Annotated in this window: 20 protein-coding genes; 10 read left to right on the forward strand and 10 right to left on the reverse strand. The window is 68.1% G+C overall.

The window, feature by feature from the left end:
* Window positions 1-85 precede the first annotated feature (85 nt).
* Window positions 86-976, forward strand: coding sequence for an SDR family oxidoreductase (locus tag MKCMC460_RS18380; protein WP_255735951.1), 891 nt, complete (start codon window positions 86-88; stop codon window positions 974-976).
* Between the two features lie 15 nt (window positions 977-991).
* Here MKCMC460_RS18380 and MKCMC460_RS18385 read toward each other — a convergent pair whose 3' ends face one another.
* Window positions 992-2,053 carry a dihydrodipicolinate reductase gene (locus MKCMC460_RS18385; RefSeq protein ID WP_236982565.1) on the reverse strand — a complete coding sequence of 354 codons (1,062 nt, stop codon included), beginning with the start codon at window positions 2,051-2,053 and terminating at the stop codon, window positions 992-994.
* A gap of 11 nt (window positions 2,054-2,064) precedes the next feature.
* Window positions 2,065-3,033 (reverse strand): LLM class flavin-dependent oxidoreductase, encoded by a 969-nt coding sequence (locus MKCMC460_RS18390; RefSeq protein WP_238304679.1) that lies wholly within the window; start codon window positions 3,031-3,033, stop codon window positions 2,065-2,067.
* Window positions 3,034-3,167: 134 nt separating this feature from the next.
* On the opposite strand from MKCMC460_RS18390, the gene MKCMC460_RS18395 reads away from it, so the two are divergent.
* Together MKCMC460_RS18395 and MKCMC460_RS18400 are read left to right on the forward strand one after the other, a co-directional pair.
* Window positions 3,168-4,337, forward strand: a complete 1,170-nt coding sequence (locus MKCMC460_RS18395; RefSeq protein ID WP_370653189.1) for a MalY/PatB family protein — start codon at window positions 3,168-3,170, stop codon at window positions 4,335-4,337.
* A gap of 25 nt (window positions 4,338-4,362) precedes the next feature.
* Window positions 4,363-5,004 (forward strand): TetR/AcrR family transcriptional regulator, encoded by a 642-nt coding sequence (locus MKCMC460_RS18400; protein ID WP_236982561.1) that lies wholly within the window; start codon window positions 4,363-4,365, stop codon window positions 5,002-5,004.
* Window positions 5,005-5,031: 27 nt separating this feature from the next.
* On the opposite strand, the gene MKCMC460_RS18405 is transcribed toward MKCMC460_RS18400, so the two are convergent.
* Window positions 5,032-6,180 (reverse strand): DUF1214 domain-containing protein, encoded by a 1,149-nt coding sequence (locus tag MKCMC460_RS18405; RefSeq protein ID WP_236982559.1) that lies wholly within the window; start codon window positions 6,178-6,180, stop codon window positions 5,032-5,034.
* A 33-nt stretch (window positions 6,181-6,213) separates the two neighbouring features.
* Between MKCMC460_RS18405 and MKCMC460_RS18410 the strand changes: the two genes are divergently transcribed.
* Window positions 6,214-7,488: a sulfotransferase gene (locus MKCMC460_RS18410; RefSeq protein WP_370652875.1), complete on the forward strand. Its 1,275-nt coding sequence runs from the start codon at window positions 6,214-6,216 to the stop codon at window positions 7,486-7,488.
* Here the strand turns inward: MKCMC460_RS18410 and MKCMC460_RS18415 are convergent.
* The 4 genes from MKCMC460_RS18415 to MKCMC460_RS18430 all read right to left on the reverse strand — a co-directional run bounded on the left by MKCMC460_RS18415 (window position 7,472) and on the right by MKCMC460_RS18430 (window position 10,784).
* Window positions 7,472-8,206 carry a 3'(2'),5'-bisphosphate nucleotidase CysQ gene (locus tag MKCMC460_RS18415; protein ID WP_236982555.1) on the reverse strand — a complete coding sequence of 245 codons (735 nt, stop codon included), beginning with the start codon at window positions 8,204-8,206 and terminating at the stop codon, window positions 7,472-7,474. The two genes, MKCMC460_RS18410 and MKCMC460_RS18415, sit on opposite strands and share 17 nt — an antisense overlap.
* Window positions 8,207-8,378: 172 nt before the next feature.
* On the reverse strand, window positions 8,379-9,551 hold the full coding sequence (locus MKCMC460_RS18420; RefSeq protein WP_236982553.1) for an acyl-CoA dehydrogenase family protein: 1,173 nt from the start codon (window positions 9,549-9,551) through the stop codon (window positions 8,379-8,381).
* Window positions 9,552-9,561: 10 nt separating this feature from the next.
* Complete coding sequence (locus MKCMC460_RS18425) at window positions 9,562-10,347, reverse strand: SDR family NAD(P)-dependent oxidoreductase (RefSeq protein WP_236982544.1); 786 nt, start codon at window positions 10,345-10,347, stop codon at window positions 9,562-9,564.
* A 2-nt stretch (window positions 10,348-10,349) separates the two neighbouring features.
* Entirely contained in the window at window positions 10,350-10,784 is a 435-nt protein-coding gene (locus tag MKCMC460_RS18430) for an SRPBCC family protein (protein ID WP_236982542.1), read from the reverse strand.
* Window positions 10,785-11,005: 221 nt separating this feature from the next.
* Between MKCMC460_RS18430 and MKCMC460_RS18435 the strand changes: the two genes are divergently transcribed.
* The 6 genes from MKCMC460_RS18435 (at window position 11,006) to MKCMC460_RS18460 (ending at window position 17,030) form a co-directional block, all read left to right on the forward strand.
* Entirely contained in the window at window positions 11,006-11,779 is a 774-nt protein-coding gene (locus tag MKCMC460_RS18435; protein WP_309297854.1) for an SDR family oxidoreductase, read from the forward strand.
* A 138-nt stretch (window positions 11,780-11,917) separates the two neighbouring features.
* On the forward strand, window positions 11,918-12,310 hold the full coding sequence (locus tag MKCMC460_RS18440; RefSeq protein ID WP_236982539.1) for a hypothetical protein: 393 nt from the start codon (window positions 11,918-11,920) through the stop codon (window positions 12,308-12,310).
* Between the two features lie 119 nt (window positions 12,311-12,429).
* Complete coding sequence (locus MKCMC460_RS18445) at window positions 12,430-13,425, forward strand: nitronate monooxygenase family protein (RefSeq protein WP_255731165.1); 996 nt, start codon at window positions 12,430-12,432, stop codon at window positions 13,423-13,425.
* A 183-nt stretch (window positions 13,426-13,608) separates the two neighbouring features.
* Window positions 13,609-14,163, forward strand: a complete 555-nt coding sequence (locus MKCMC460_RS18450; RefSeq protein WP_236984011.1) for a hypothetical protein — start codon at window positions 13,609-13,611, stop codon at window positions 14,161-14,163.
* 147 nt (window positions 14,164-14,310) lie between these two features.
* The gene (locus MKCMC460_RS18455; RefSeq protein WP_236982536.1) at window positions 14,311-16,245 is read left to right on the forward strand and encodes a methyltransferase domain-containing protein; all 1,935 of its coding nucleotides are present in this window, start codon (window positions 14,311-14,313) and stop codon (window positions 16,243-16,245) included.
* Between the two features lie 5 nt (window positions 16,246-16,250).
* On the forward strand, window positions 16,251-17,030 hold the full coding sequence (locus tag MKCMC460_RS18460) for a glutamate racemase (RefSeq protein WP_236984009.1): 780 nt from the start codon (window positions 16,251-16,253) through the stop codon (window positions 17,028-17,030).
* A 9-nt stretch (window positions 17,031-17,039) separates the two neighbouring features.
* On the opposite strand, the gene MKCMC460_RS18465 is transcribed toward MKCMC460_RS18460, so the two are convergent.
* From MKCMC460_RS18465 to MKCMC460_RS18475, 3 genes are all read right to left on the reverse strand, one after another.
* Window positions 17,040-17,912 (reverse strand): universal stress protein, encoded by an 873-nt coding sequence (locus tag MKCMC460_RS18465; protein ID WP_238304681.1) that lies wholly within the window; start codon window positions 17,910-17,912, stop codon window positions 17,040-17,042.
* Window positions 17,913-18,034: 122 nt separating this feature from the next.
* On the reverse strand, window positions 18,035-18,946 hold the full coding sequence (locus MKCMC460_RS18470) for a 3-oxoacyl-[acyl-carrier-protein] synthase III C-terminal domain-containing protein (RefSeq protein ID WP_236982533.1): 912 nt from the start codon (window positions 18,944-18,946) through the stop codon (window positions 18,035-18,037).
* Window positions 18,930-20,033, reverse strand: a complete 1,104-nt coding sequence (locus MKCMC460_RS18475) for a 3-oxoacyl-ACP synthase III family protein (protein ID WP_236982531.1) — start codon at window positions 20,031-20,033, stop codon at window positions 18,930-18,932. The genes MKCMC460_RS18470 and MKCMC460_RS18475 overlap by 17 nt, the downstream gene beginning before the upstream one ends.
* Between the last annotated feature and the right edge of the window lie 5 nt (window positions 20,034-20,038).

The raw sequence follows: 20,038 nt of genomic DNA on the forward strand, positions 1-20,038 counted from the left end.
ATTTGTGCCACGTACGCTACGTGGGACCCGCGATCGTGGTCAACCGCCCGGACGGCCAGGTTTGTAACTTACATCTCGTCCGGATATTGTAACGTCGGCGGACCGAACCACCAGGAAAAAAGGGGAAGCGATGACGACGGCGTCAGAGTTACTAGGTTATGAGGGCAAGAACGTTCTGGTGGTCGGCGGTGCGACCGGTATGGGCGCGGCCGCGGCACAGATCGCCAAGGACCTCGGTGCCCATGTCACGGTGATGGACTTCGCGCCGGTCGAGTTCGACGTCGACCGCGTGATCTCGCTGGACCTCAGCGACCAGGATTCCATCGACCGGGCGGTCGACGCACTCGACGGTCCCGTCCACTCGCTGTTTTCGGCCGCCGGCGTCGCCGACGGGCCAAAGTTGATGCAGGTCAACTTCATCGGGCATCGCCACCTCATCGAGCGGCTCTTCGAGAAGGACCTGCTGCAGCGCGGCGCCGCCATCTGCTTCATCTCCTCGGTCGCCGGGATGGGCTGGGAGAACGACCTGGAACTGGTGCAGGATTTCCTGGCCACTCCGGACTACAAGTCGGCGCTGGCCTGGTCGCAGGAGCGCGAGCCGCAGGGCATCATCCACTACGGGTTCAGTAAGAAGGCGATCAACGGATATGTGGCCTGGCAGGGCTACCACTTCCAGAAGAAGGGCGTGCGGATCAACGCGGTCTGCCCCGGCCCCACCGACACCCCGCTGGCCCGCGCCAACGCCGACCTGTGGCTGACCTTCGCCCAGGACTACCGCGACGACACCGGCAGCGCCACCCTGACGCCCGAGGACATCGGCAAGGCGATGATCATGCTCAACAGCGCCGCCGCGGCATCGATCAACGGCATCACGCTCAATGTCGACCAGGGCCATGCCATGGCGTCGATCACCGGGTCGTTCGCCCCCGGCAAGCCGATCATGGACCTCATCACCGGGCGGGTCCAGCTCGCCTGACCGGCACTCGTCGAGCTAGTCGAACACGCACCGCGGCAACGTCATCGGCACGTCCAGTGAGCTGAGCAGACCGGGCTCCGCGGCGACGACGTAAGGGACGGCGTTGACGACCCGCATGGCGGTGGCCGCCATCGCCGCGCGCCCGGCGCCGTGTCCTTCGGCATCGCCCAGGGTCAGCATGCAGTGGATGTCGGGATCACCCTCGATCTCCACCCGGTAGGTGGCGTCGAAATCCGAAGCCGGCCAGTCGGGTGCGACGTGACGCGCCATCCGGATGACGTGTTCGAGGACGATGGCCTCACCACCGTTCACCACTGCGGCAGCCCGGGTGCGCACGGCGCCACAGGTACCGGCCGCGATGGTGCCGAACGCAACCTCGATGTCGCGGTCGGTGAGCTGGCGGTCCAGCGTGCCGCGCACCTGCTCGACCTCGACGCCCAACCCGGCGGCAATCAGGTTCAGCGGTGCCTGCCAGGCCATTTCGATGAAGCCCGGCGTCTTCATCATCGGCTCGAAATCCAGCGGCCGACCGAAACCCAGCCCGTCCATCATCACGTCGGCCACCGGATAGTGGTCGTTGAGCGCCACCTCGCTCACGGTGATGCGGCGGATGCTCTTGGACTGGGTGGTCATCAGCAGCGCCAACTCATCGGAGGCGAAGCCGGGGAAGATGCCCGAAGCATAGAACGATGATCCGCCGGATAGCGCGGCTTGCTGCAGCTGGTCTCGCCAGTCCGGCGCGTAATACGAAGGCGGATAGATCAACCCGGTCGACGTCGTCGACACCACATTGACGCCGGCCGAAAGCAGGCGCAGGTAGTCGGGCACGGCGGCACCATCGCGTTCGGGCCCGCTGGCCGCATACACCACACAGTCGGGCCGCAACGCGATCAGCGCCTCGGCGTCGTGGGTCGCCGCCACCCCGATCGGCCCGATACCGGCCAGCTCGCCGGCATCCTTTCCGACCTTGTCGGGCGAATGCACCCACACACCAACCAGATCCAGGTCTGACCGACGACAGGTCGCGTCGATCGCGATGGACCCGACTCCCCCGGTGGACCACACGACGACGCGCATGCACTGCTCCTCTACTGATCGGACGATACGGCTGCCGCTTGTTCGAGATACGGCCACGCCACCTGCGGCGGCACCCCGCCGCACAGCGGGTGCAACGGAAGCGGCCGCCCGCTGCGCACATAGGCGGCGGCTTGCTGTGGCGTGAAGATCCGGTAAGGGCCGGCCTCGGCGCGCAATTCGGCCACACTCGCCGCGCGGGTGATGCTGGCCACCGAATCGTCCTGTGGGCGATACGACGCCGCGGTCAACGCGTCGTGCAGTAGATACGGGCCGAGTTCCTGCCACGCCTGATCGAGGTCCTCGGCAACGAAAACCGTTGTGGGAGTGCCGGAAACCGGACCCTGAAACATCCCGGGAGGGTGGCCGTGCGAGCGGCACTGGGCTTCGTAGTAGTCCTGCAAGCCGGCGGACTCGGTCTGGGCGATGAAACCCAGGCCGTGGCGGCCCGCGCGGCGGGCCGCCGCCTTGCTGCCCCCGGCGATCAACATCATCGGCCCGTGCTCCGATCCGCAGCGCGGCGTCACCCGGACGGCGCGGCCACGGTACTCGACGGCCTCGCCGCGCAGCATCTGCCCGAGGACCGCGACGATCTCGTCGGCCACCCGCCCCCGGGTGGCCATGTCGAGGCCGAAATGTTCGTATTCCTGCCGGCGATGCCCCACCCCCAGTGCGTAGGACACCCGACCCCGGCTGATCAGGTCCAGCACCGCGATCTCTTCGGCCAGCCGCACCGGATCCCACAACGGAATCGGCACCGCGGCAACAAGAATCGCCAGATTGCGGGTGCGTGCGGCGATGGCGGAGGCCAGTATAAGGGGCACCGGCAGATGGCCGTCGTCGGCGCCGTGGTGTTCGGACAGCAGCGCCAGCACCGCGCCCCGGGTCTCGGCCCACCCGCACATGTCGATGGCGGCGGCGTACAGGTCCGCCGCGGGCGCCGCCCAATCGGGTGCCCGCATGTCGAACCTGAGCGTGAACACCCCAGCACTCTAACCTAACGTTTGTTCCGGCCATCGGCTCGGCACGGGCCTATCTGGCTCCCGGTTAGAATCCAGGCGTGGCGCGTAACCCTCTCGAGGAGCTCACCCTCGAGCAGCTGCGCACCCGCACCAGCATGAAGTGGCGTGCGCACCCGGCGGATGTATTGCCGTTGTGGGTCGCGGAGATGGACGTCCACCTCGCCCCCACCGTCGCGGAGGCCATCCATCGCGCCGTCGACGCCGGCGACACCGGCTACCCGCACGGCAAAAGCTACGCGCAGGCAGTCAGCGAATTCGCCGCGCAGCGCTGGCGGTGGGACTTTTCGGTAGGCCATACCCGGGTGGTCCCCGACGTGATGCTCGGTGTGGTCGAGATGCTGCGACTGGTCACCGACCGCGGCGATAACGTCATCGTCAATTCGCCCGTGTACGCGCCGTTTTACGCGTTCGTCTCGCACGACGGCCGGCGCGTGGTCGAGGCGCCGCTCGGCCCGGACGGACGAATCGATCTGGCCACGCTTGACGATTCGTTCGCGCAAGCCCGCAAGCACGCCGGGCGGTCCGGCGCCGTGGCCTACCTGTTGTGCAACCCGCACAACCCCACCGGCGCGGTGCATACCGGCGACGAATTGCTCGCGGTTGCCGATCTTGCCCGCCGCCATGGCGTCCGGGTGGTGTCCGACGAGATCCACGCTCCACTGGTGCTGGCCGGTACGCACTTCACGCCTTACCTCAGCGTGCCCGGCGCCGAGAACGCGCTGGCCTTGACCTCGGCGTCAAAAGCGTGGAATCTGGCCGGCCTCAAGGCGGCTCTGGCGATCGCGGGTCCCGAGGCCGCCGCGGACCTGAGCCGGATGCCCGAGGAAGTCGGCCACGGCGCCAGCCACCTCGGCCTGATCGCCCACACCGCAGCCTTCCGCACCGGCGGCGACTGGCTCGACGCCCTGCTCACCGGCCTCGACGAAAACCGCACGCTGCTTACTGATCTCGTCGGCGAGCACCTTCCCGGGGTGCAGCTGCTGCGGCCCCAGGGCACCTATCTGGCGTGGCTGGACTGTGGCGAGCTCGGTTTCGACGACGCGCACACCGAGGGCCCCAAAGTGGTCTCCGAGCTGTCCGGGCCGGCCCGGTGGTTCCTCGACCACGCCCGCGTCGCGCTCAGCTCCGGACACATCTTCGGCACCGGCGGCGCCGGTCACGTGCGAGTGAATTTCGCTACCTCGCAAGCGATCTTGACCGAGGCGGTCACCCGCATGGGCGGGGCGCTGCGTGACAGATTTGACAGCACTACACTGACCGTATGATCAGCTTGCCCCGGGTTCGGTAACGATGGGCCGGAAGGGTTGGGGCGGAACCCCACCCGCCGACGATGAGGAGGCCCGCAAGCGTGTCGTCGATGCGGCCATCCGCAGCCTGGAACGACGCGGCCGGCAGCAGACCAGCCTTTCCGTCATCGCCGCCGACCTCGGCGTCACCCGCCCCACCGTGTACCGCTACTTCGCGACGATCGACGATCTGCTCACCGCCGCGGGCGAAGTCGCGCTCGCGGGCTGGACGGGACGGATCATCGAACTCACGTCCGGCCTCAGCGACCCGGTCGACCTGCTGGTCGACGCCGTCGCCTACCTGGTCGAGCGACTACCGGACGACCCGCTGCTGACGACGCTGCTCGATGCGGACCGGACACGTCTGACCAGCCGACAGATGGTGATGGGCACCGCATTGACCCGGTCAAGGACGATGCTCGAGCACACCGGAATCGATTGGGCCGCACTGGGATACCGGGGTAGGGAGTTCGACGACCTGGTGGAGTACCTGCTGCGGCTGATCCAGTCCCTGGTGTTGACGCCGCCGGATCCGCCGCGCTCGCCCGCACAGTTGCGAAAGGTGTTGCGGCACTGGATCGGCCCGGTGGTGACGACACCTCCCCTGCCGAGCAGACGCAAGGGCGCCCGAAAGTGCGCCATTTAGGCGACTTTTGCGTCTGCTCGCGCGGAATCAAGTGACAGCACGGGGAACTTCGGCGGCAGGCACCAGCGTGGCGACCGGCGGTTCGGGCAACTCGTCGGCGTGGAACCAGCGAAACGACAGCAGTCCCTCGGGGTGGTCCTTGGTCGACAGAGCGTTGGGGTGCTCGAGGAGCGAACGGCTGACCACGATCGTGACGGTGCCGTCGCTGTTGGGCACCGCGGTTCCGGAATTGATTCCACCGCGGCCGTATTCGAGATCCGGAGCGGCCATGTACTGATTCCACAGCGTCAGATTCCAGAACCGGCACGCCGGATGCGTCGAGGTGATCACCAGCGCCTCGTCGGGTTCCAGCGCATAGGCACCCAACGCGTAGCACGCGTTCTGCATCGAGTAGCCATGCGTGGCCGCACCGGCGCGGTACGGCGGGGCGAAGGTGTTCTGGAACAGATTCTGCCCGTCGGCCAGTTCGGCGGGCTTGCGTTCCTGCAGTACCAGCGGCACGATCGCGAACATGTCCTGGGCACAGCGCAACACCGCTCGTAGCGACTGAGCAACTGCCGCATCACTTTTCAGCGGCTGCACGTCTAAGCCGCCGTGCTCGATCACCTCGATCGCCCAGTCGACGCGGCGCGTCAGCCGGGGATCGACGTGATAGTCGCGGGTCAGCACCCCGCGTGCGTCGCCGTCCAGCGCGATGAACGGGCCGTCGTACCCGGCCGGTCGCACCGGACCCAGCACACAGCTGAACCGTCCGTCGGCGTCCAACGGCATCTGCTCGTCGTAGAGCACGCCGATGGTGCGGTTGGGCCAGGCACCGGGTTCGGGTTCGTTGTAGACGGCGACCGAGTACATGGCGCTGCCGTTGGGTGCGCCGCTGACCCGGTAGGTGCGGCGCGGGTCGACGACGGCGTAGCTGTAGTAGGCGTCGGTGTTGTCGCCGCCCCAGCGGCGGTCGTGCCGAAACGGGGTCAGCAGATCGGCGAACCGGGGCGCCACCGGGTCTGCGAAGAAGTTCACGTCGAACGCCATCCCGAGCATGGTGGCCAGGAATTGGTAGCCCTCGGCGACGGCCGGTTCACCGCGCACCGCCTTGGCACCCTCCAGGAACAGTGCGTCGAAATCGGCGAAGGCACTGAGGAGTTCACGCCACGCCGCCGAGCTTTCGGGTGCACCCATCCGGATACCATACATCAATACATCTATTGTAAAATGTGTAATCCACCGGGTAGGGTCCGTCGGGTGACCGACGCCGTGCACATCACCGACCTGGCCCGGCCGACCTTCACCCCCGAAGCCCAGGCGATCATCGACGGCATGGCAGCCATGGCCGAGTACTGCCCGCTGACCCCGGATGCTCTGCACGAGCAGGCGTCCGCGCAGACCGGCCTGACCGACTTCGGCGACCAGGGCTACCGCGAGCGAATGGCGGTGCTGCTGGAAGCTTTCGAAGAGCTACCGCATTTCACCGCATTCGGCCGTACCTACGCGTTCTCGCTGATGCTGACCTTCCTCAAGGGCCGGTTGCGGGTGATCGACCACCTCAAGAAGCATCCGGAGGTCTTCGACGTCGACATCGCGGCGCCGCTGGTCATCGCCGGCCTGCCGCGCACCGGCACCACGCACCTGCACAGCCTGCTCGCCGCCGACCCGGCGCTGCGGTCGCTGCCGTACTGGGAAGCCCAGGAGCCGCTGCCGGCGCCCGGCGAGGACGGCAGCATCGAGCCGCGCCGCCAGCGCACCGGCGATGCGCTGAACATCTCCAACACCTTGATGCCGCACTTCCAGCTGATGCACGAGATGACGATCGACCACATCCACGAAGACATCGGGCTGATGGTCCAGGACTTCTCCAGCGGGTTCTTCACCACACTGACGCACCTGCCGCGGTGGTCGGACTACCTGCGCGATCACGACCAGACGCCCGGCTACCAGTTCCTGCGGATGATGCTGCAGGTGCTGCAACATCAGGATGGGTACGACCGGCGCTGGGTGCTCAAGTCGCCGCAGCATCTCGAACAATTCATCCCTATTCTCAACGTCTTTCCCGATGCGACGTTCATCATCACCCACCGCGACCCGGTCGACGTGTCGGTGTCGATGGCCACCATGATGACCTACACCATGCGGATGTCGGTCGATCGGGTCGACGTGCCCACCGTCGCCGAGTATTGGATCACCCGCATCGACGAGTTGCTCAGCGCGTGTCTGCGCGACCACGACCGGTTGCCGCCCGAACGCACCATCGACGTCCGGTTCGACGAGTTCATGGCCGACGATCTGGCGATGGTGCAACGGGTTTGGGACGTCGCCGGCTACGCGCCGTCGGCCGAATCGCGACAGGCGGTGGCGGCGTATCTGGCCGGTCACCGGCGCGGACGGCTCGGACGCGTCGAGTACCACCCCGAAGATCTCGGGCTCGACAAGGAGCAGCTGCGAAAGCGCTTCGCGCCCTACGTCGAACGGTTCGTCACGACTGGCGGGTGACGGCCAGCACCGCCTCGGCCAACTCGGGTCGGCACACCACCAGGTCGGGCAGCTTGGGATCGGGCTGGTTGTAAGCCAGGGCGGATCCGTCGATGCGGGAGGTGTACAGACCTGCGGCGCGGGCCACCGCGACGGGCGCGGCCGAGTCCCATTCGAACTGGCCGCCGGCATGCACGTAGACGTCGGACAACCCCTGCACGATCGAGGCGACTTTGGCTCCGGCGGAACCCATTTCGACCAGGGTGCCATCCAGCGCGTCGCGGACGGCCAGCGCGATCGCCGGCGGGCGGGTGCGCGAGACCACGATGCGCGGTTTGCCGGCGGCGGCGGGCGGGGGCTCGACATTCGGGGTGGCCAGGGTGATTCCCTGCGCCGGCAGCGCTACCGCACCGGCGACGAGTTCGCCCGACTGCCAGAGTGCGACGTGCACCGCCCAGTCGGTGCGCCCGAATTCGGAGAACTCCCGGGTGCCGTCCAGCGGATCGACGATCCACACCCGCTCGCAGCGCAGCCGTACCGGGTCGTCGGCGCCCTCTTCGGACAGCACGGCGTCCTGCGGCCGCTCGCGGCCGAACGCCTCCATCAGGAAGTCGTGCGATCGCTTGTCCCCCGCCGCTTTTCGTTCAGCTGCCGCGGCGTCGGCGAACTCCTCGCGGACCTGCAGCAGCAATCGGCCCGCGTCGGTGGCCAACTGCGCGGCCAGTGCGTGGTCATCCATGACACGTCCCCCAATACATGGGTAATCTAGGTAAGTTAGCCGACTTTACCCGGCTATGGTAGTCGATGCCCTTGTCCTTTTTCGCCGCGCGTGAAACCAGGGCGGAAAATCGACCGGAAAACCGCCACCATTTCACGCCCGGCCACGACAATGCCAAGCGCCGCAACGAAATTCAGAGCCCGAACTGGTCGTCGATGATGCCCAGCCAGATCTGCGCGCAGTCCATGGCCACCTTCTCGCTGATGAACGCGTGCTGCGTACCGGTGTAGATATCGCGGAACGCCCGCTCAAGCCGACTGCCCTCCCGGATCGAACTGGTGCCGGCCACCAGATGCGCCCACTCCGCGCACTCGCGAGAGACATCCGTGGCGAAGACCGCCGCCGCCCGCATGTCCGCTCGCAGCGTGGGGGTCAGATCCGAGCCGTCGGCGACCGCGGCTTCGGCGGCCCCGAACGCGTCCAGCACCAGCAACCGCGCCGCCCGCCACGCCGAAACGTGGTGCGCCAGACCCTTTTGGAAGGTTGGCCGGCTGGCCAGCGAGGCCATGTCGCTCATCCGGAACTTCGTCGCCGCCAGTTCGGAGACGTCGTCGAGCATGCTCTTGGCGACTCCGAGCGCCCAGGACGCGTGCCCGGCCGCGGTCACCGGCATCAATCCCATCCGCGCGGCCGGCGAGGTCCCGCGGAACGGCACGCGGTCGAACAGACCGAACGTGCGACACTGCGGGACGAACACATCCGCGGCGCTGTAGTCGTAGGACCCGGTACCTTTCAGGCCCTGCACATGCCAGCCGTCGTTGAACTGGATCTCCTGCCGCGGCACCACCGCCACCTGCATGTCGGGAATGCCTTCGCTGATCCAGCGCATCTCCCCGTTGTCCATCGGGAAGAACCCGGCCGCGATGTATTGCGAGTGCCCGGTGCCCGATCCGAAACTCCACGACCCGCTGAGCCGGTAGCCGCCGTCGACGACGGTCCCCTGCCCGTTGGGAAAGAACTGTCCGCCCATGGTGACGTGGTTGTCATGGGCGGTGAACACCTCGGCGAAACCGTCGTCGGGCAGATAGCTGGCCGCGGCGAACCGTGACGGCATGTTCGCGATCCCAATCCAGCCGAAAGAGCCGTCCTGCCAAGCCATCTCGATCCAGGTGTCGATCATCTCGGCCAGCGACGGCTCGATGCCGCCGGCCTGCATCGGGCCCAACGCGGTCATCAGCCCGCTGGTCCACATTTGCTCGACGACCGCGGCGGTCAAGGTGCGGGCCGCCTCACACCCAGCCGCTTCGGCGCGCACCAGCTCGCGCATTCCAGACGCCTGCCCCAGCATGCTGATGGTCCCGGTCATCGTTGTTTCCTCACTGTGGGAAGCCGAACATCTGCACCACGCCATGATCGCGGCCGGCGGTGTATCCGCCGTCGACCGCGATCGCCTGACCCGTCACGAACGACGCGTCCGGCGACACCAGGAACGCCGCCATCGCCGCGACCTCCTCGGGCCGGCCCAACCGCTGCAGGGCATGCTCCTGGGTTATCGACGCACGCGGCCCCTCCATTCCCGGCATGCCGAATACGCTTTCCGCCAACGGTGTTTCGATGAAGCCCGGGCAGATCGCGTTGGCCCGGATCCCGCTGGGCCCGTAGTCGAGCGCGATGTTCTTCGTCAGCAGCACCACCCCGGCCTTGGCGGCGTTGTACGAGCTGCCGCCGGCCGTACCTTCGAGCCCCTCGACACTGGCCAGCGTCACGATCGAGCCCCGTTCACCGTCGACACGGGGTTGCTCGATCATTCGCGCCAGCGCCGCTTTGGCAACCAGGAACGTGCCGGTGAGGTTGACCCCGATCACCCGGTCCCACTCGGATCGGGGCAGCAGATGCACCGGGCCGCCGCCGGCCACCCCGGCGGAATGCACGACGCCGTCCAGCCGGTCGGGCACCGCGGCGAACACCGCCTCGACGCCCTCGTCGTCGCTGATATCGGCCGTCACGAAGTGGAACGCGGGGCCCAGGTCGGGCGGCGAGGCCAGGTCGGCGCCGATTACGGTCCCGCCTTCGTCGAGCAGGCGCTGGGCGGTGGCCAGCCCGATGCCCGAGGCGGCGCCGGTCACCACGAAGGTGCGCGAGCGGGCCCGGTCGGAATGCATGCTCAGTTCTCCAGGGCTTTCGCGCAGGCGTCCAGGATCGCCAGGAAGCTGGACCGCAGCAGCGGGCGGCTGATCTTTTCCATCACCTTGCCGCCGGCGTACAGCGGATGCGTGTAGTTGGTCAGCCAGTCGACATGGGTGCCGTTGCCCGACGGGGTGAACGTCAGGGTGCCGCCGTCGTGAGCGAGCGCGGGAAACGACCGCAGGATCAGGTAGGAGTAGCTGTGCGGCCGGTCGTAGGCGGTGATCTCCTCGCGAAACCAGGTGCCGGCGCCCACCACCTGTCGCAGCGCGCCCGCCCCGGTGCCCGGAGAGTCTTTGGCCCACCCGGCTTTGAAGGCCAACGGCGCCGCCGCCAGATTCGCGGGATCGGCCAGCCAGTCGAAGACTTGCTCCACGGGCGCGGCGATGGTTCGTTCCAAGTGAATCTCGACCATGAGATCTCCTGCCTGGCGGAGGCGCGTACCCGCTCATGCTAAACGGCAGCGTTTCCGTGCTGTCAGCGAGATCTAAAACAATTGCCGATCAGTGTATTTCGCGCCCGAGCGGAGAAGCCGAACATTCATCCGGCCGCCGATGGCACGAAGGCCTGTGGGCAGTGCGAAACATTGACGACCGCGCGACGTTTCTGCGACGTTCTATGCGGGCAACCGTGACCATGAAAACCGTCGCCATCACCGGTGCGACAGCGGGAATCGGCCGGGCCACGGCCCTTCGTTTCGACCGCGCGGGTTACCGGGTGGCCGCCTACGGCCGCAACCCGCAGGCACTCGACGAGCTGCGTCGAGCGCTGCGACCCGAAGCCGTCGTCGACTCCCTCGAAGTCCAAGACGCCGACGCGTGGACCACCCGGCTGAGCGAGCTGGCCGGGCACACCGGCGGGCGGCTCGACGTGCTGATCAACAACGCCGGCATCCTCAGCTCGGGCCGCTTCGCCGAGATTCCGCTGCAGCAGCAGCGCAGCATCATCGACGTCAACGTGGGCGGCACGCTCAACGGCTGTCATTCGGCCTACCCGTACCTGCGGGCGACGCCCGACGCCCAGGTGATCAACGTGTCGTCGGCGTCGGCCATGTACGGCCAGGCCGAGCTGGCGACATACTCGGCGTCGAAGTTCGCCATCCGCGGGCTCACCGAAGCACTCGAACTGGAGTGGGCCGACGCCGGTATCCGGGTGTGTGCCGTGTGGCCGCTCTTCGTCGACACCGGGATGGTGGACGGCGTCGAAACCGGAAGCACGCGCACCATGGGCGTCCATCTCACGCCCGAGGACGTCGCCGAGTCCATCTTCGACATCGCCCAGACCCGGCCCCGACTACCGCACGGCCCGCACTACGCCGTGGGCCGGCAGGGCAAGGCGCTGATGACGATCGCCGACATCGCACCCACCTGGGTGTTACGGGCGATCAACCGTCGCGCCAACCGGCAATGAAAAACGTTGCACCGCAACAGAATCAGCAAACCACTTGACCTTCCCGAGCGGCTCGGGCCGTCCGAACACGCCGCGACGAGCACCCTCGTCGACGGTCGGCATACCGGTGACCATCGTCGAGCAGGTAACAATGGGACGATGACCTCCACCGAGATAGCACAGCGTGACTCTGCCCAAAAGACCGCGACCCGGATGGGAGCTGGACTGGTTGGGATGGGCATCCTTCACTTTGCGGCGCCCAAACCGTTCGACGAGATCATCCCCGTCGAGCTGCCCGGCACCGCGCGGTTCTACACCCTGGCCTCCGGGGTCGCCGAGGTCGGCGTCGGCGCGTTGCTGCTCGCGCCGGCCACCCGCCGGCTGGGCGCGCTGGCCGCGGTCGCACTGTTTCTCGGGGTCTATCCCGGCAACCTCAACATGGTCCGGCTGTGGTGGGACAAGCCCTGGTACATGCGGGCGGTTGCCATTGCCCGGCTGCCGCTGCAGATTCCGATGATCACCACCGCGCTGAAGGTCTACCGGAATAGTTGAACTCCTGCCGCGAACGTATCCCCACCGGGAAGCCCGCCGGCCAGATTCGCGGCCTGGTGATACTCGTGGACGCGCGGCTGCGGTAACGTGCAGCGACCGCACGAACAGGAGAAACAACAGTGGCACTAACGACGAAGTTCACCGAGGCCTTCGGTGTCGAGCACCCGATCGCCCAAGGCGGTATGCAGTGGGTCGGGCGCGCGGAACTGGTTGCCGCCGTTGCCAATGCGGGCGCGTTGGGGTTCATCACCGCCCTCACCCAGCCGACCCCGGCCGAGCTGGCCAACGAGATCGCCCGCACCCGCGACCTGACCGATAAGCCGTTCGGGGTGAACCTGACCATTCTGCCGGCGATCAACCCGCCGCCCTACGACGAGTACCGCAAGGTGATCGTCGACGCGGGCATCAAGATCGTCGAGACCGCGGGCTCCAACCCGGCCCCGCACCTGCCGATGTTCCACGACAACGGCATCAAGGTGCTGCACAAGTGCACCTCGGTGCGCCACGCGGTCAAGGCGCAGAGCCTGGGCGTGGACGGCATCAGCATCGACGGCTTCGAATGCGCCGGCCACCCCGGTGAGGACGACATCCCGGGTCTGGTGTTGATCCCCGCCGCAGCGGACAAGATCGAGATCCCGATGATCGCCTCCGGCGGATTCGCCGACGCCCGCGGCCTGGTCGCGGCGCTGGCGCTGGGCGCCGACGGCATCAACATGGGTTCGCGGTTCATGTGCACCGTCGAGTCCTGCATTCACCAGAACGTCAAGGAAGCCATCGTGGCCGGCGACGAACGCGGCACCGAGTTGATCTTCCGCAGCCTGCACAACACCGCGCGGGTGGCCTCCAACGTGGTGTCCCGCGAAGTCGTCGAGATCCTCAACAAGGGCGGTCAGTTCGAGGACATCAAGGACCTGGTGGCCGGCGTCCGCGGCCGGCGGGTGTTCGACGACGGCGACGTCGACGCCGGCATCTGGAGCGTCAGCACCGCCATGGGCCTGATCAACGACATCCCCACTGTCGGTGAGTTGGTGTCGCGGATCGTCAGCGAGGCCGAGGAGCTGATCACCGGGCGCCTGGCCGCCATGACGAGTGCGGTGGCAGCTGCCCCGGCCTGACCGCGCGGCCGCCGCTGCAGCGCGCGAATGTAACCGGGTTGCGAACATTCGGCCTGAGATTGACGGCCAGGTTACGTTCGCGGCCAACAGACCGGCGGGCCAAAGATTCGGGTAAACCTGTTGGGTATGCACGACCAAGACCTATCCCCAGCCGAACGACGTCGCCTCCCCTTCTCGCCCCGCATCCTCGCGGTACTGGCTGCGCTGGTAATCGCCGGCCTGGTCGTCACGGTCGTGCAACTGACCAGGTCAACAGCGGAAAAGCCGTCGCCGCCCACCTCGACGGCCCCCCAACCGCCGCCTTATCTCGCCATTCCCGGTTGCTATAACCACACGGTCCCGCCCGCCGGGCGTCCCGACAAGCTCAACGTGGTCGGCTGCGCCAGTGTCGCCGTGGCGCTGCAGAACATGACCTGGCGCAGCTGGGGACCGCAGGAAGCCGACGGCACCGGCACGGCGGTCTTCAAGATCTGCGACCCGAACTGCGCCGCGGGCTACCAGGTCACCGACCGGGTCGTGGTGCACGCTTGGAACCCGCAGCCGGCCCGCCCCGACTCCACCTGTCCGGACGGGCTGAAGATCTTCGCCGACATGATCCTGGCCTTCCCCGAACAGGTTCCGCCGCCCACCGCCGAGAAGATGAACACCCAATACCAGGGCATGCCCGCGGTGCACCTGACCAACTACTCAGGCGATGCGCCGGACCGGCAGTTCATCGGCAACACGTTCTGCAACTGACCGGCGTTCCAAGAATCCGCCAAGAATCCGCCAAGGATCTGTAGAGGCCCCGAGTAGAGCGTTGCCATCACAACGGCAACGAAATCATCACGGCGGCCGCTCCGGCTGCCAAGCCGGGACTCTGGCGGATCTCAAGGGGATCAGGACATGACCGACATCGCGCACCACCCAACTGCCACCGGGCGCGAGCAACTCGACGAGGTGTCAGCACTGCTGGACGCGCTGGCCGAGGTCGCCGTGCGCGGCGAAGTCCCCGGTTCCGACCTGCTCGCCCGTACGACGGCGGCCCGGCCGCTGCTGGCGGCGCTGGCGAAATACCCCAACGACAACGACCCTTATTCGCGGTCGATTCTGCGGGTCGACGACCGGGTGGAGATCATGCTCGCCCGCTGGCGCCCGGGACACGGCTGCGCCCCGCACGACCACGGCGGCTCAGGGGGCTTCGTGGTGCCCCTGACGGGACGATTCCACGAACGTCGATTCGGTTGGCGGGGAACGCAACTCGCCGTCACCGAACAAATCAGCCGGGATGAGGGCGTCCCGATCCCGATCTCGCCGGCCGACATCCACGACATGACCGCCGAAGCCGACGGCCTCACCCTGCACCTGTACAGCCCGCCGGCGGCCGGGATGCGGGTCTTCGACCTGGACCGCGCAGAAGTGCTCGAGCTCGTCGGCAACTACGGCGCATGGATCCCGGCGGGCAGCCACTCGCGGATCCCCTTCGCCGACGTCGCACCCAGAAGCCAAGGAAAGCCGGTGATTTGGGTCGGACACACCACCCACTACCGGGGCGGCTCGTCCGAGTTCGCGGTGGCCGCGGCCACCATGGGTCGCGAGCTTGCCGCCGCACGCCCCGACGCCGAGGTGATCGTCTCCGGCCTGCACCACAAGGGCGACTTCGAAACCGAGCTGGCCTGGCTGGCCCTGTCCGGCCGGGTCATCAGCGAACTCCACTTGATCGGTCATGCGGGAATGTACGGCCCCATGTTCGGTTCCACCGATTGGCCCGAACAGTTTTCGCCGCACGAGTGGCGCGCCATGACGATCCCTTTCGCCCCGAACGGACGCGCCTACTTTCACGCCTGCCGGACCGCCCGCTGGTTCGCACCCTTTTTCGCCGACGTCTTCGGCGTGGCGACCTACGGCAACCACAACTACACGACCGTGTCCACTCGCAAGGACCGGTTTGCCTGGGCGGGCCGCCAACCGGCGGCTCGCCCCAAGCTTTATCTGATCGCGGCGCCCGGGAAGAAGTCGCACGGGTGGGCCGGCAGCCTACGCAAGTACCTGGGCGCGGCTGCCGAACCGATGACCGAAAGCCAGCCCGCCGCAACGCAACCCGAGCGATCCTACGATCGCGTGGCCGAACTGTACGACCGCGCCTACGCCGACATCCGCGTCCGCGATACCGAGTGGCGGTGGGTCGCCAACCGACTGACCGCCGTGCACGCCGACCTCGGGCGCCGGGTGCGGGTGCTGGAAATCGGTTGCGGCAACGGCGCTTTGCTGCGCGCCCTGGACGACAACGGCGACATCGACTTCGCCGTCGGGCTGGACAGTTCCGCCGGCATGCTGGACCGGGCGCGCGAGCGCAGCCACGGCCGGACGCGGCTGCGCTTCGGCCAGGTCAGCGGACCGACGCTGGACGTACCCGACAATCACGTCGACGTGGTCATCTCGTTTTTGTCCTTCCGCTACCTGGACTGGGATCCGGTGATGGCCGAGATCCGCCGGGTGCTGGCGCCGGGCGGACGGCTATGGGTGGTCGACATGGTCGAGCAACCGGTGCGACTGCGCGAGTTGCCGCTGCTGGCCCACTCGGCGCGCGCGCACCTGCGCACCCGTTATCGCAGGCCGCAGTTCGCCGCCGACCTGGCCGCCTTGACCTCACATCCGGACTGGCGGAATATGTTGCGGCACAATCCGATCCGTGCCGAACACGAGTACCGCTGGTATTTCGGCAGTCGCTTCCCCGGCACCCGGCTGGAGACGCTGACGACGACGCTGCAGGCGCGGGTACTGGCCTTCGACTCCGGGCCCTTGGACAAGGGGCAGACCGCCCCGCTGTCCTACCCGTGACCGCCATGCCCGCCGAACCGTGCCTGGGCATCGTCGACTGGGGCATCGGCGGCGTCGGACTGCTCACCCACCTGGACCGCCTCGCCCCGGGGTTGCCGGTGCTGTACTGGTCGGACGCCGGCGTCACACCCTACGGCCGGATGGGCGCCGACGAACTGGCCGGTCGCCTGACTTCGGTGGTCGCCGCCCTCGCCCGGCGCGGCGCCACCGAGGTGGTGCTGGCGTGCAACGCGGCCAGCACGGTGGCCGATCGACTCAATACCGCAGTGCCGGTGGAGGGCATCATCGGCCACGGCGTCGCCTCGGTTCCCGACGACGCGGTCTGCGTCGCCGTGGTCGGTGGGCGGCGCACCATCGCCGCCGGTCACTACCGGCGCGGCCTGGCCCGGCCCGGCCGGACGGTGGTGTCCCGGGTCGCGCAGCCGCTGTCGGCGCACATCGAGGCCGGCCGCACCGGCTCGCCGCGATTTCAGGCCGATCTGGACAGGATCATCGCGCCTCTGCGACAAGCCGACGCGCTGGTGCTGGCCTGCACCCACTACCCCGCGGCCGCGCGCTGGTTCGCGGCGGCACTACCGCACGCCCGACTGGTCGACCCGGCCGCGCAGCTGGCCGCGGCCGTCGCGGCGCGCTATCCGCGGCTGCGTCAGCCCGGCCCGGCGCCCCGCCATTTCGTCACCACCGGGGATCCGCAGGCGATGCGGCGCAGCGCCGCGCACGCCTGGGGCACGGTGTTGACCGCCACCGCCGTCGAGCGTCTGCAACCCCCGGCGCGGGCTTCCTGACCGGCGTAATTACGCCGGGCGCGCCACGATGACCGGCGTGTGCACGGAGTGCACGACGGCGTTGCTGACCGAGCCCAGCAGCTTGCCGATCGCCCCGCGGCCGTGACTGCCTACCACCAGCAATTGAGCCGATTTCGCCTGCTCGATCAGCTCCTGCGCCGGGCGGTCGCGGACGACGATGCGGTGCACGGTGACATCGGGGTAGCGTTCCTGCCATCCCGCCAGCCGCTCGGCCAGGATCTGTTCGGCTTCGGTCTGCAGTGCCTCCCAGTCGATGCCGGTGAAATCGAGCACTTCGGCGTCGCTCCAGGCGTGCACCGCCTTCAGGTCGACCCCGCGACGCGACGCTTCGTCGAACGCGATGGCGGTGGCGAGCTCGGAGGCCTCGGACCCGTCGATGCCGACCACCACCGGCGCGTCCTCGCCCACCGCGGGTGCGTCGTCGCGCACGACGACGACGGGAGACTTGGCACTGCGCAACACACCCGAGCTCACCGATCCCAGCAGGACGCGCCCGACCAGGCCTCGTCCGTTGCTGCCGACGACCACCAGCTCGGCCTCTTCGGACAGCTCCACCATGGTCGGGACCGGCGGGGAGACCTTGACCTCGCTGGTGATCTCGATCGGGCTGGACGCCGACTCCCGCGCCAGCTTGACGGCCTCCTCGAGGATCAGCCGGCCGTCGTCATCCTGCCAGACCGCCGCGCCGCCGGCCATCGGAATCTGCGGGAAGGTCGCCACGTAGCTCTTGAACATGTGGACCAGGTGCAGCGGCACATTGCGTAGCGCCGCGTCCCGCGCCGCCCAGACCACGGCAGCGTTTGACGGCGCGGAGCCGTCGACTCCCACCACCACACCGCGACGTTGCACGGATGCGTTCATGTCGTTCCTTTCCCGGACACCCCTTGACGCCCTGTGACATCCCTTGACACCCGAAGGGTATTGCCCGGGCCCACCCCGGTCGCGGGGCTTTAGTCCTCAACTCGATGAATAAGGGGCTTACGTCAGGTGAACGAGCGATCCCCGACGGCCTCCGGTGGCCGCCGATACAGGGCGGCACCCGCGGTCACGCCGGCACCGGCGGCGACGAACAGCACCCGGGCCCCGGCCCGCAGGTGCGGCAGCAGTTCGTCGTAGGCCGCCGCCAGCGCCGCGGTGTGCACGCGCTGGTCCCCGGCCACGGCGATCATCTCGCTCGGCACACCGAGGTGTTCGGCCAGCGCCGAGTGGAAGCCGTCGCGGGCCGGAGCGGCGACGATCCGGTCGAGTTCGGCGAGCCGCAGCGACTCCGCGGCCAGGCAGTCCCGCACTGCCTGCGCGGCCGCGGCGGCGAAGTTCTCGTCCATCGCCGGCGACTGGCCGAACCGCAGCACGTTGCGGCCGTCCGCGAATCCGACTGTGGCGACCAATGATTCGGCCTGCTCGGGGTTCTCGGTCGCGTTCACCCAGGACACCGGTCCCAGCCCGTAGCCGTCGTCACGCCAGCCGCACAACAGCGCGGCACCGGTCGGTGAGAACGGGAAATGCTCGCTCATGCCGTGGCCCGGATCGGCGTCGCCGGCCACCACCAGGGCGCGCCGGATGGCGCGGCTGCGCAGGAACCCGTCCACGATCTGCAGCGCGGTGAGCACGCCGCAGGAGCCGTTGGCGATGTCGAAGGAGAAGGTGCCGTGCGCACCGGCGTGCGGGTCCTCCGGGTTGGCGCCGATGTCGTCCTGGATCAGCGCGGCCAGCGCCGGTTCGCCCAGGTTGCGGTCGCGGTAGATGCCGGCATTGACCACCAGGTCCAACTCGGATGGGTCGCACCGGGCATGGTGCAGGCACTTGTTGGCCGCCGCGACAGCCAGATGCAGGGAGCTGTGCCGTCCGCGCAACCGGGGCCGCGCGATGTCGACCCGATCAATGACTGTGCCCATAGCGCTTCACCAGATCCTCGTCGAGAGTCACCAACACCACACCGATCTCCAGCCCGGAGGCCAGCGCCAGCAACGCGATCCGTTCCCCGGCCGCGATGTGCCCGGCCTCGAGTTCCTCCACCAGGGCCACCGTGTGGGTGGTCGAGGCCGTGTTGCCGTACCGGTCGACAGTGATCACCGCGTCGTGTCGAGGGCTGTCGCCGAACTCCTCGGTCAGCCGCGTCATCCCCTTGCGGATCGCCCGGGCCGACGTCTGGTGGGTGATCACGTGGTCGATGTCGTGCACCGAAATACCCACGGCGTCAAGGACTTCGTGCAGCAGCAGTGGGGTGTTGGCGATCGCCGCCTGCTGTATCCCGCGGGAGTTGGTGAACATCCGCGCGCCGGGGTCGTGCCCCTGCGGATACGCCAGGCACAGCCGGCTGTAGTCGGCGACGGTGGTGAACCCGGCGAGCGCGATGCCCGCCGAGCCGGCCGGTGCCCGTTCCAGCAGCAGCGCGGCGCCGGCGTCGCCGAGGGTCAGGCAGGCCAACTCCTTGCTCATGATGTTGCGGATGTGCCGGGCGGCGTTGTCGCTGAGTTGGGAGATGTACTCACCACTGACCACCAGGCCCCGCTCGACCACCCCCTGGCGGATCCAGTTGTTCAGAATCGTTACGCCGGTGAGCATTCCGGCACACGCGTTGGACACGTCGAAGGTCATCGCGCCGTGCGCGCCGATCCCGCGGGCGATCGCACCACTCATGGTCGGTTCCAGCCATTGGGTGAGGCCGCCCTGGAACTTGGTGATGCTGCAGCTGATCACCACGTCGAGTGACGCCGGGTCCTGCTGCGCGGTGGCCAGGCAGTTCAGCGCCGCCGACACCGCCAGGGTGTAGGAATCCTGGTCGCCCGCCGCCACCCGGCGTTCGCGGATGCCGGTCAGCCGCTCCAGGTCGATGTGCGTGTGGTGGCGGGTGGTCGCCATCAATTCGTCGGTGGTGAGCCGGGTTTCGGGCAGATACCGCCCGGCGCCCGCCACCCGGGCGACGTACGGTGCGGGTGCGCCCTGCCCGTCGGGCTCCATCACCAGCCAGTGCTTGGTCATCGGGG

The sequence above is a fragment of the Mycobacterium sp. 20KCMC460 genome, from assembly GCF_022179425.1.
Lineage (GTDB): Bacteria > Actinomycetota > Actinomycetes > Mycobacteriales > Mycobacteriaceae > Mycobacterium > Mycobacterium kiyosense.

Bases quoted from the DNA above. Each gene is read 5' to 3' on its own strand.
- MKCMC460_RS18385 (WP_236982565.1), bottom strand. From the start codon at position 2,053: ATGCGCGTCGTCGTGTGGTCCACCGGGGGAGTCGGGTCCATCGCGATC.
- MKCMC460_RS18395 (WP_370653189.1), top strand. From the start codon at position 3,168: ATGAAGTGGCGTGCGCACCCGGCGGATGTATTGCCGTTGTGGGTCGCG.
- MKCMC460_RS18400 (WP_236982561.1), top strand. From the start codon at position 4,363: ATGGGCCGGAAGGGTTGGGGCGGAACCCCACCCGCCGACGATGAGGAG.
- MKCMC460_RS18405 (WP_236982559.1), bottom strand. From the start codon at position 6,180: ATGGGTGCACCCGAAAGCTCGGCGGCGTGGCGTGAACTCCTCAGTGCC.
- MKCMC460_RS18410 (WP_370652875.1), top strand. From the start codon at position 6,214: ATGTGTAATCCACCGGGTAGGGTCCGTCGGGTGACCGACGCCGTGCAC.
- MKCMC460_RS18415 (WP_236982555.1), bottom strand. From the start codon at position 8,206: ATGGATGACCACGCACTGGCCGCGCAGTTGGCCACCGACGCGGGCCGA.
- MKCMC460_RS18420 (WP_236982553.1), bottom strand. From the start codon at position 9,551: ATGACCGGGACCATCAGCATGCTGGGGCAGGCGTCTGGAATGCGCGAG.
- MKCMC460_RS18425 (WP_236982544.1), bottom strand. From the start codon at position 10,347: ATGCATTCCGACCGGGCCCGCTCGCGCACCTTCGTGGTGACCGGCGCC.
- MKCMC460_RS18430 (WP_236982542.1), bottom strand. From the start codon at position 10,784: ATGGTCGAGATTCACTTGGAACGAACCATCGCCGCGCCCGTGGAGCAA.
- MKCMC460_RS18435 (WP_309297854.1), top strand. From the start codon at position 11,006: ATGAAAACCGTCGCCATCACCGGTGCGACAGCGGGAATCGGCCGGGCC.
- MKCMC460_RS18440 (WP_236982539.1), top strand. From the start codon at position 11,918: ATGACCTCCACCGAGATAGCACAGCGTGACTCTGCCCAAAAGACCGCG.
- MKCMC460_RS18455 (WP_236982536.1), top strand. From the start codon at position 14,311: ATGACCGACATCGCGCACCACCCAACTGCCACCGGGCGCGAGCAACTC.
- MKCMC460_RS18460 (WP_236984009.1), top strand. From the start codon at position 16,251: ATGCCCGCCGAACCGTGCCTGGGCATCGTCGACTGGGGCATCGGCGGC.
- MKCMC460_RS18465 (WP_238304681.1), bottom strand. From the start codon at position 17,912: ATGAACGCATCCGTGCAACGTCGCGGTGTGGTGGTGGGAGTCGACGGC.
- MKCMC460_RS18470 (WP_236982533.1), bottom strand. From the start codon at position 18,946: ATGGGCACAGTCATTGATCGGGTCGACATCGCGCGGCCCCGGTTGCGC.
- MKCMC460_RS18475 (WP_236982531.1), bottom strand. From the start codon at position 20,033: ATGACCAAGCACTGGCTGGTGATGGAGCCCGACGGGCAGGGCGCACCC.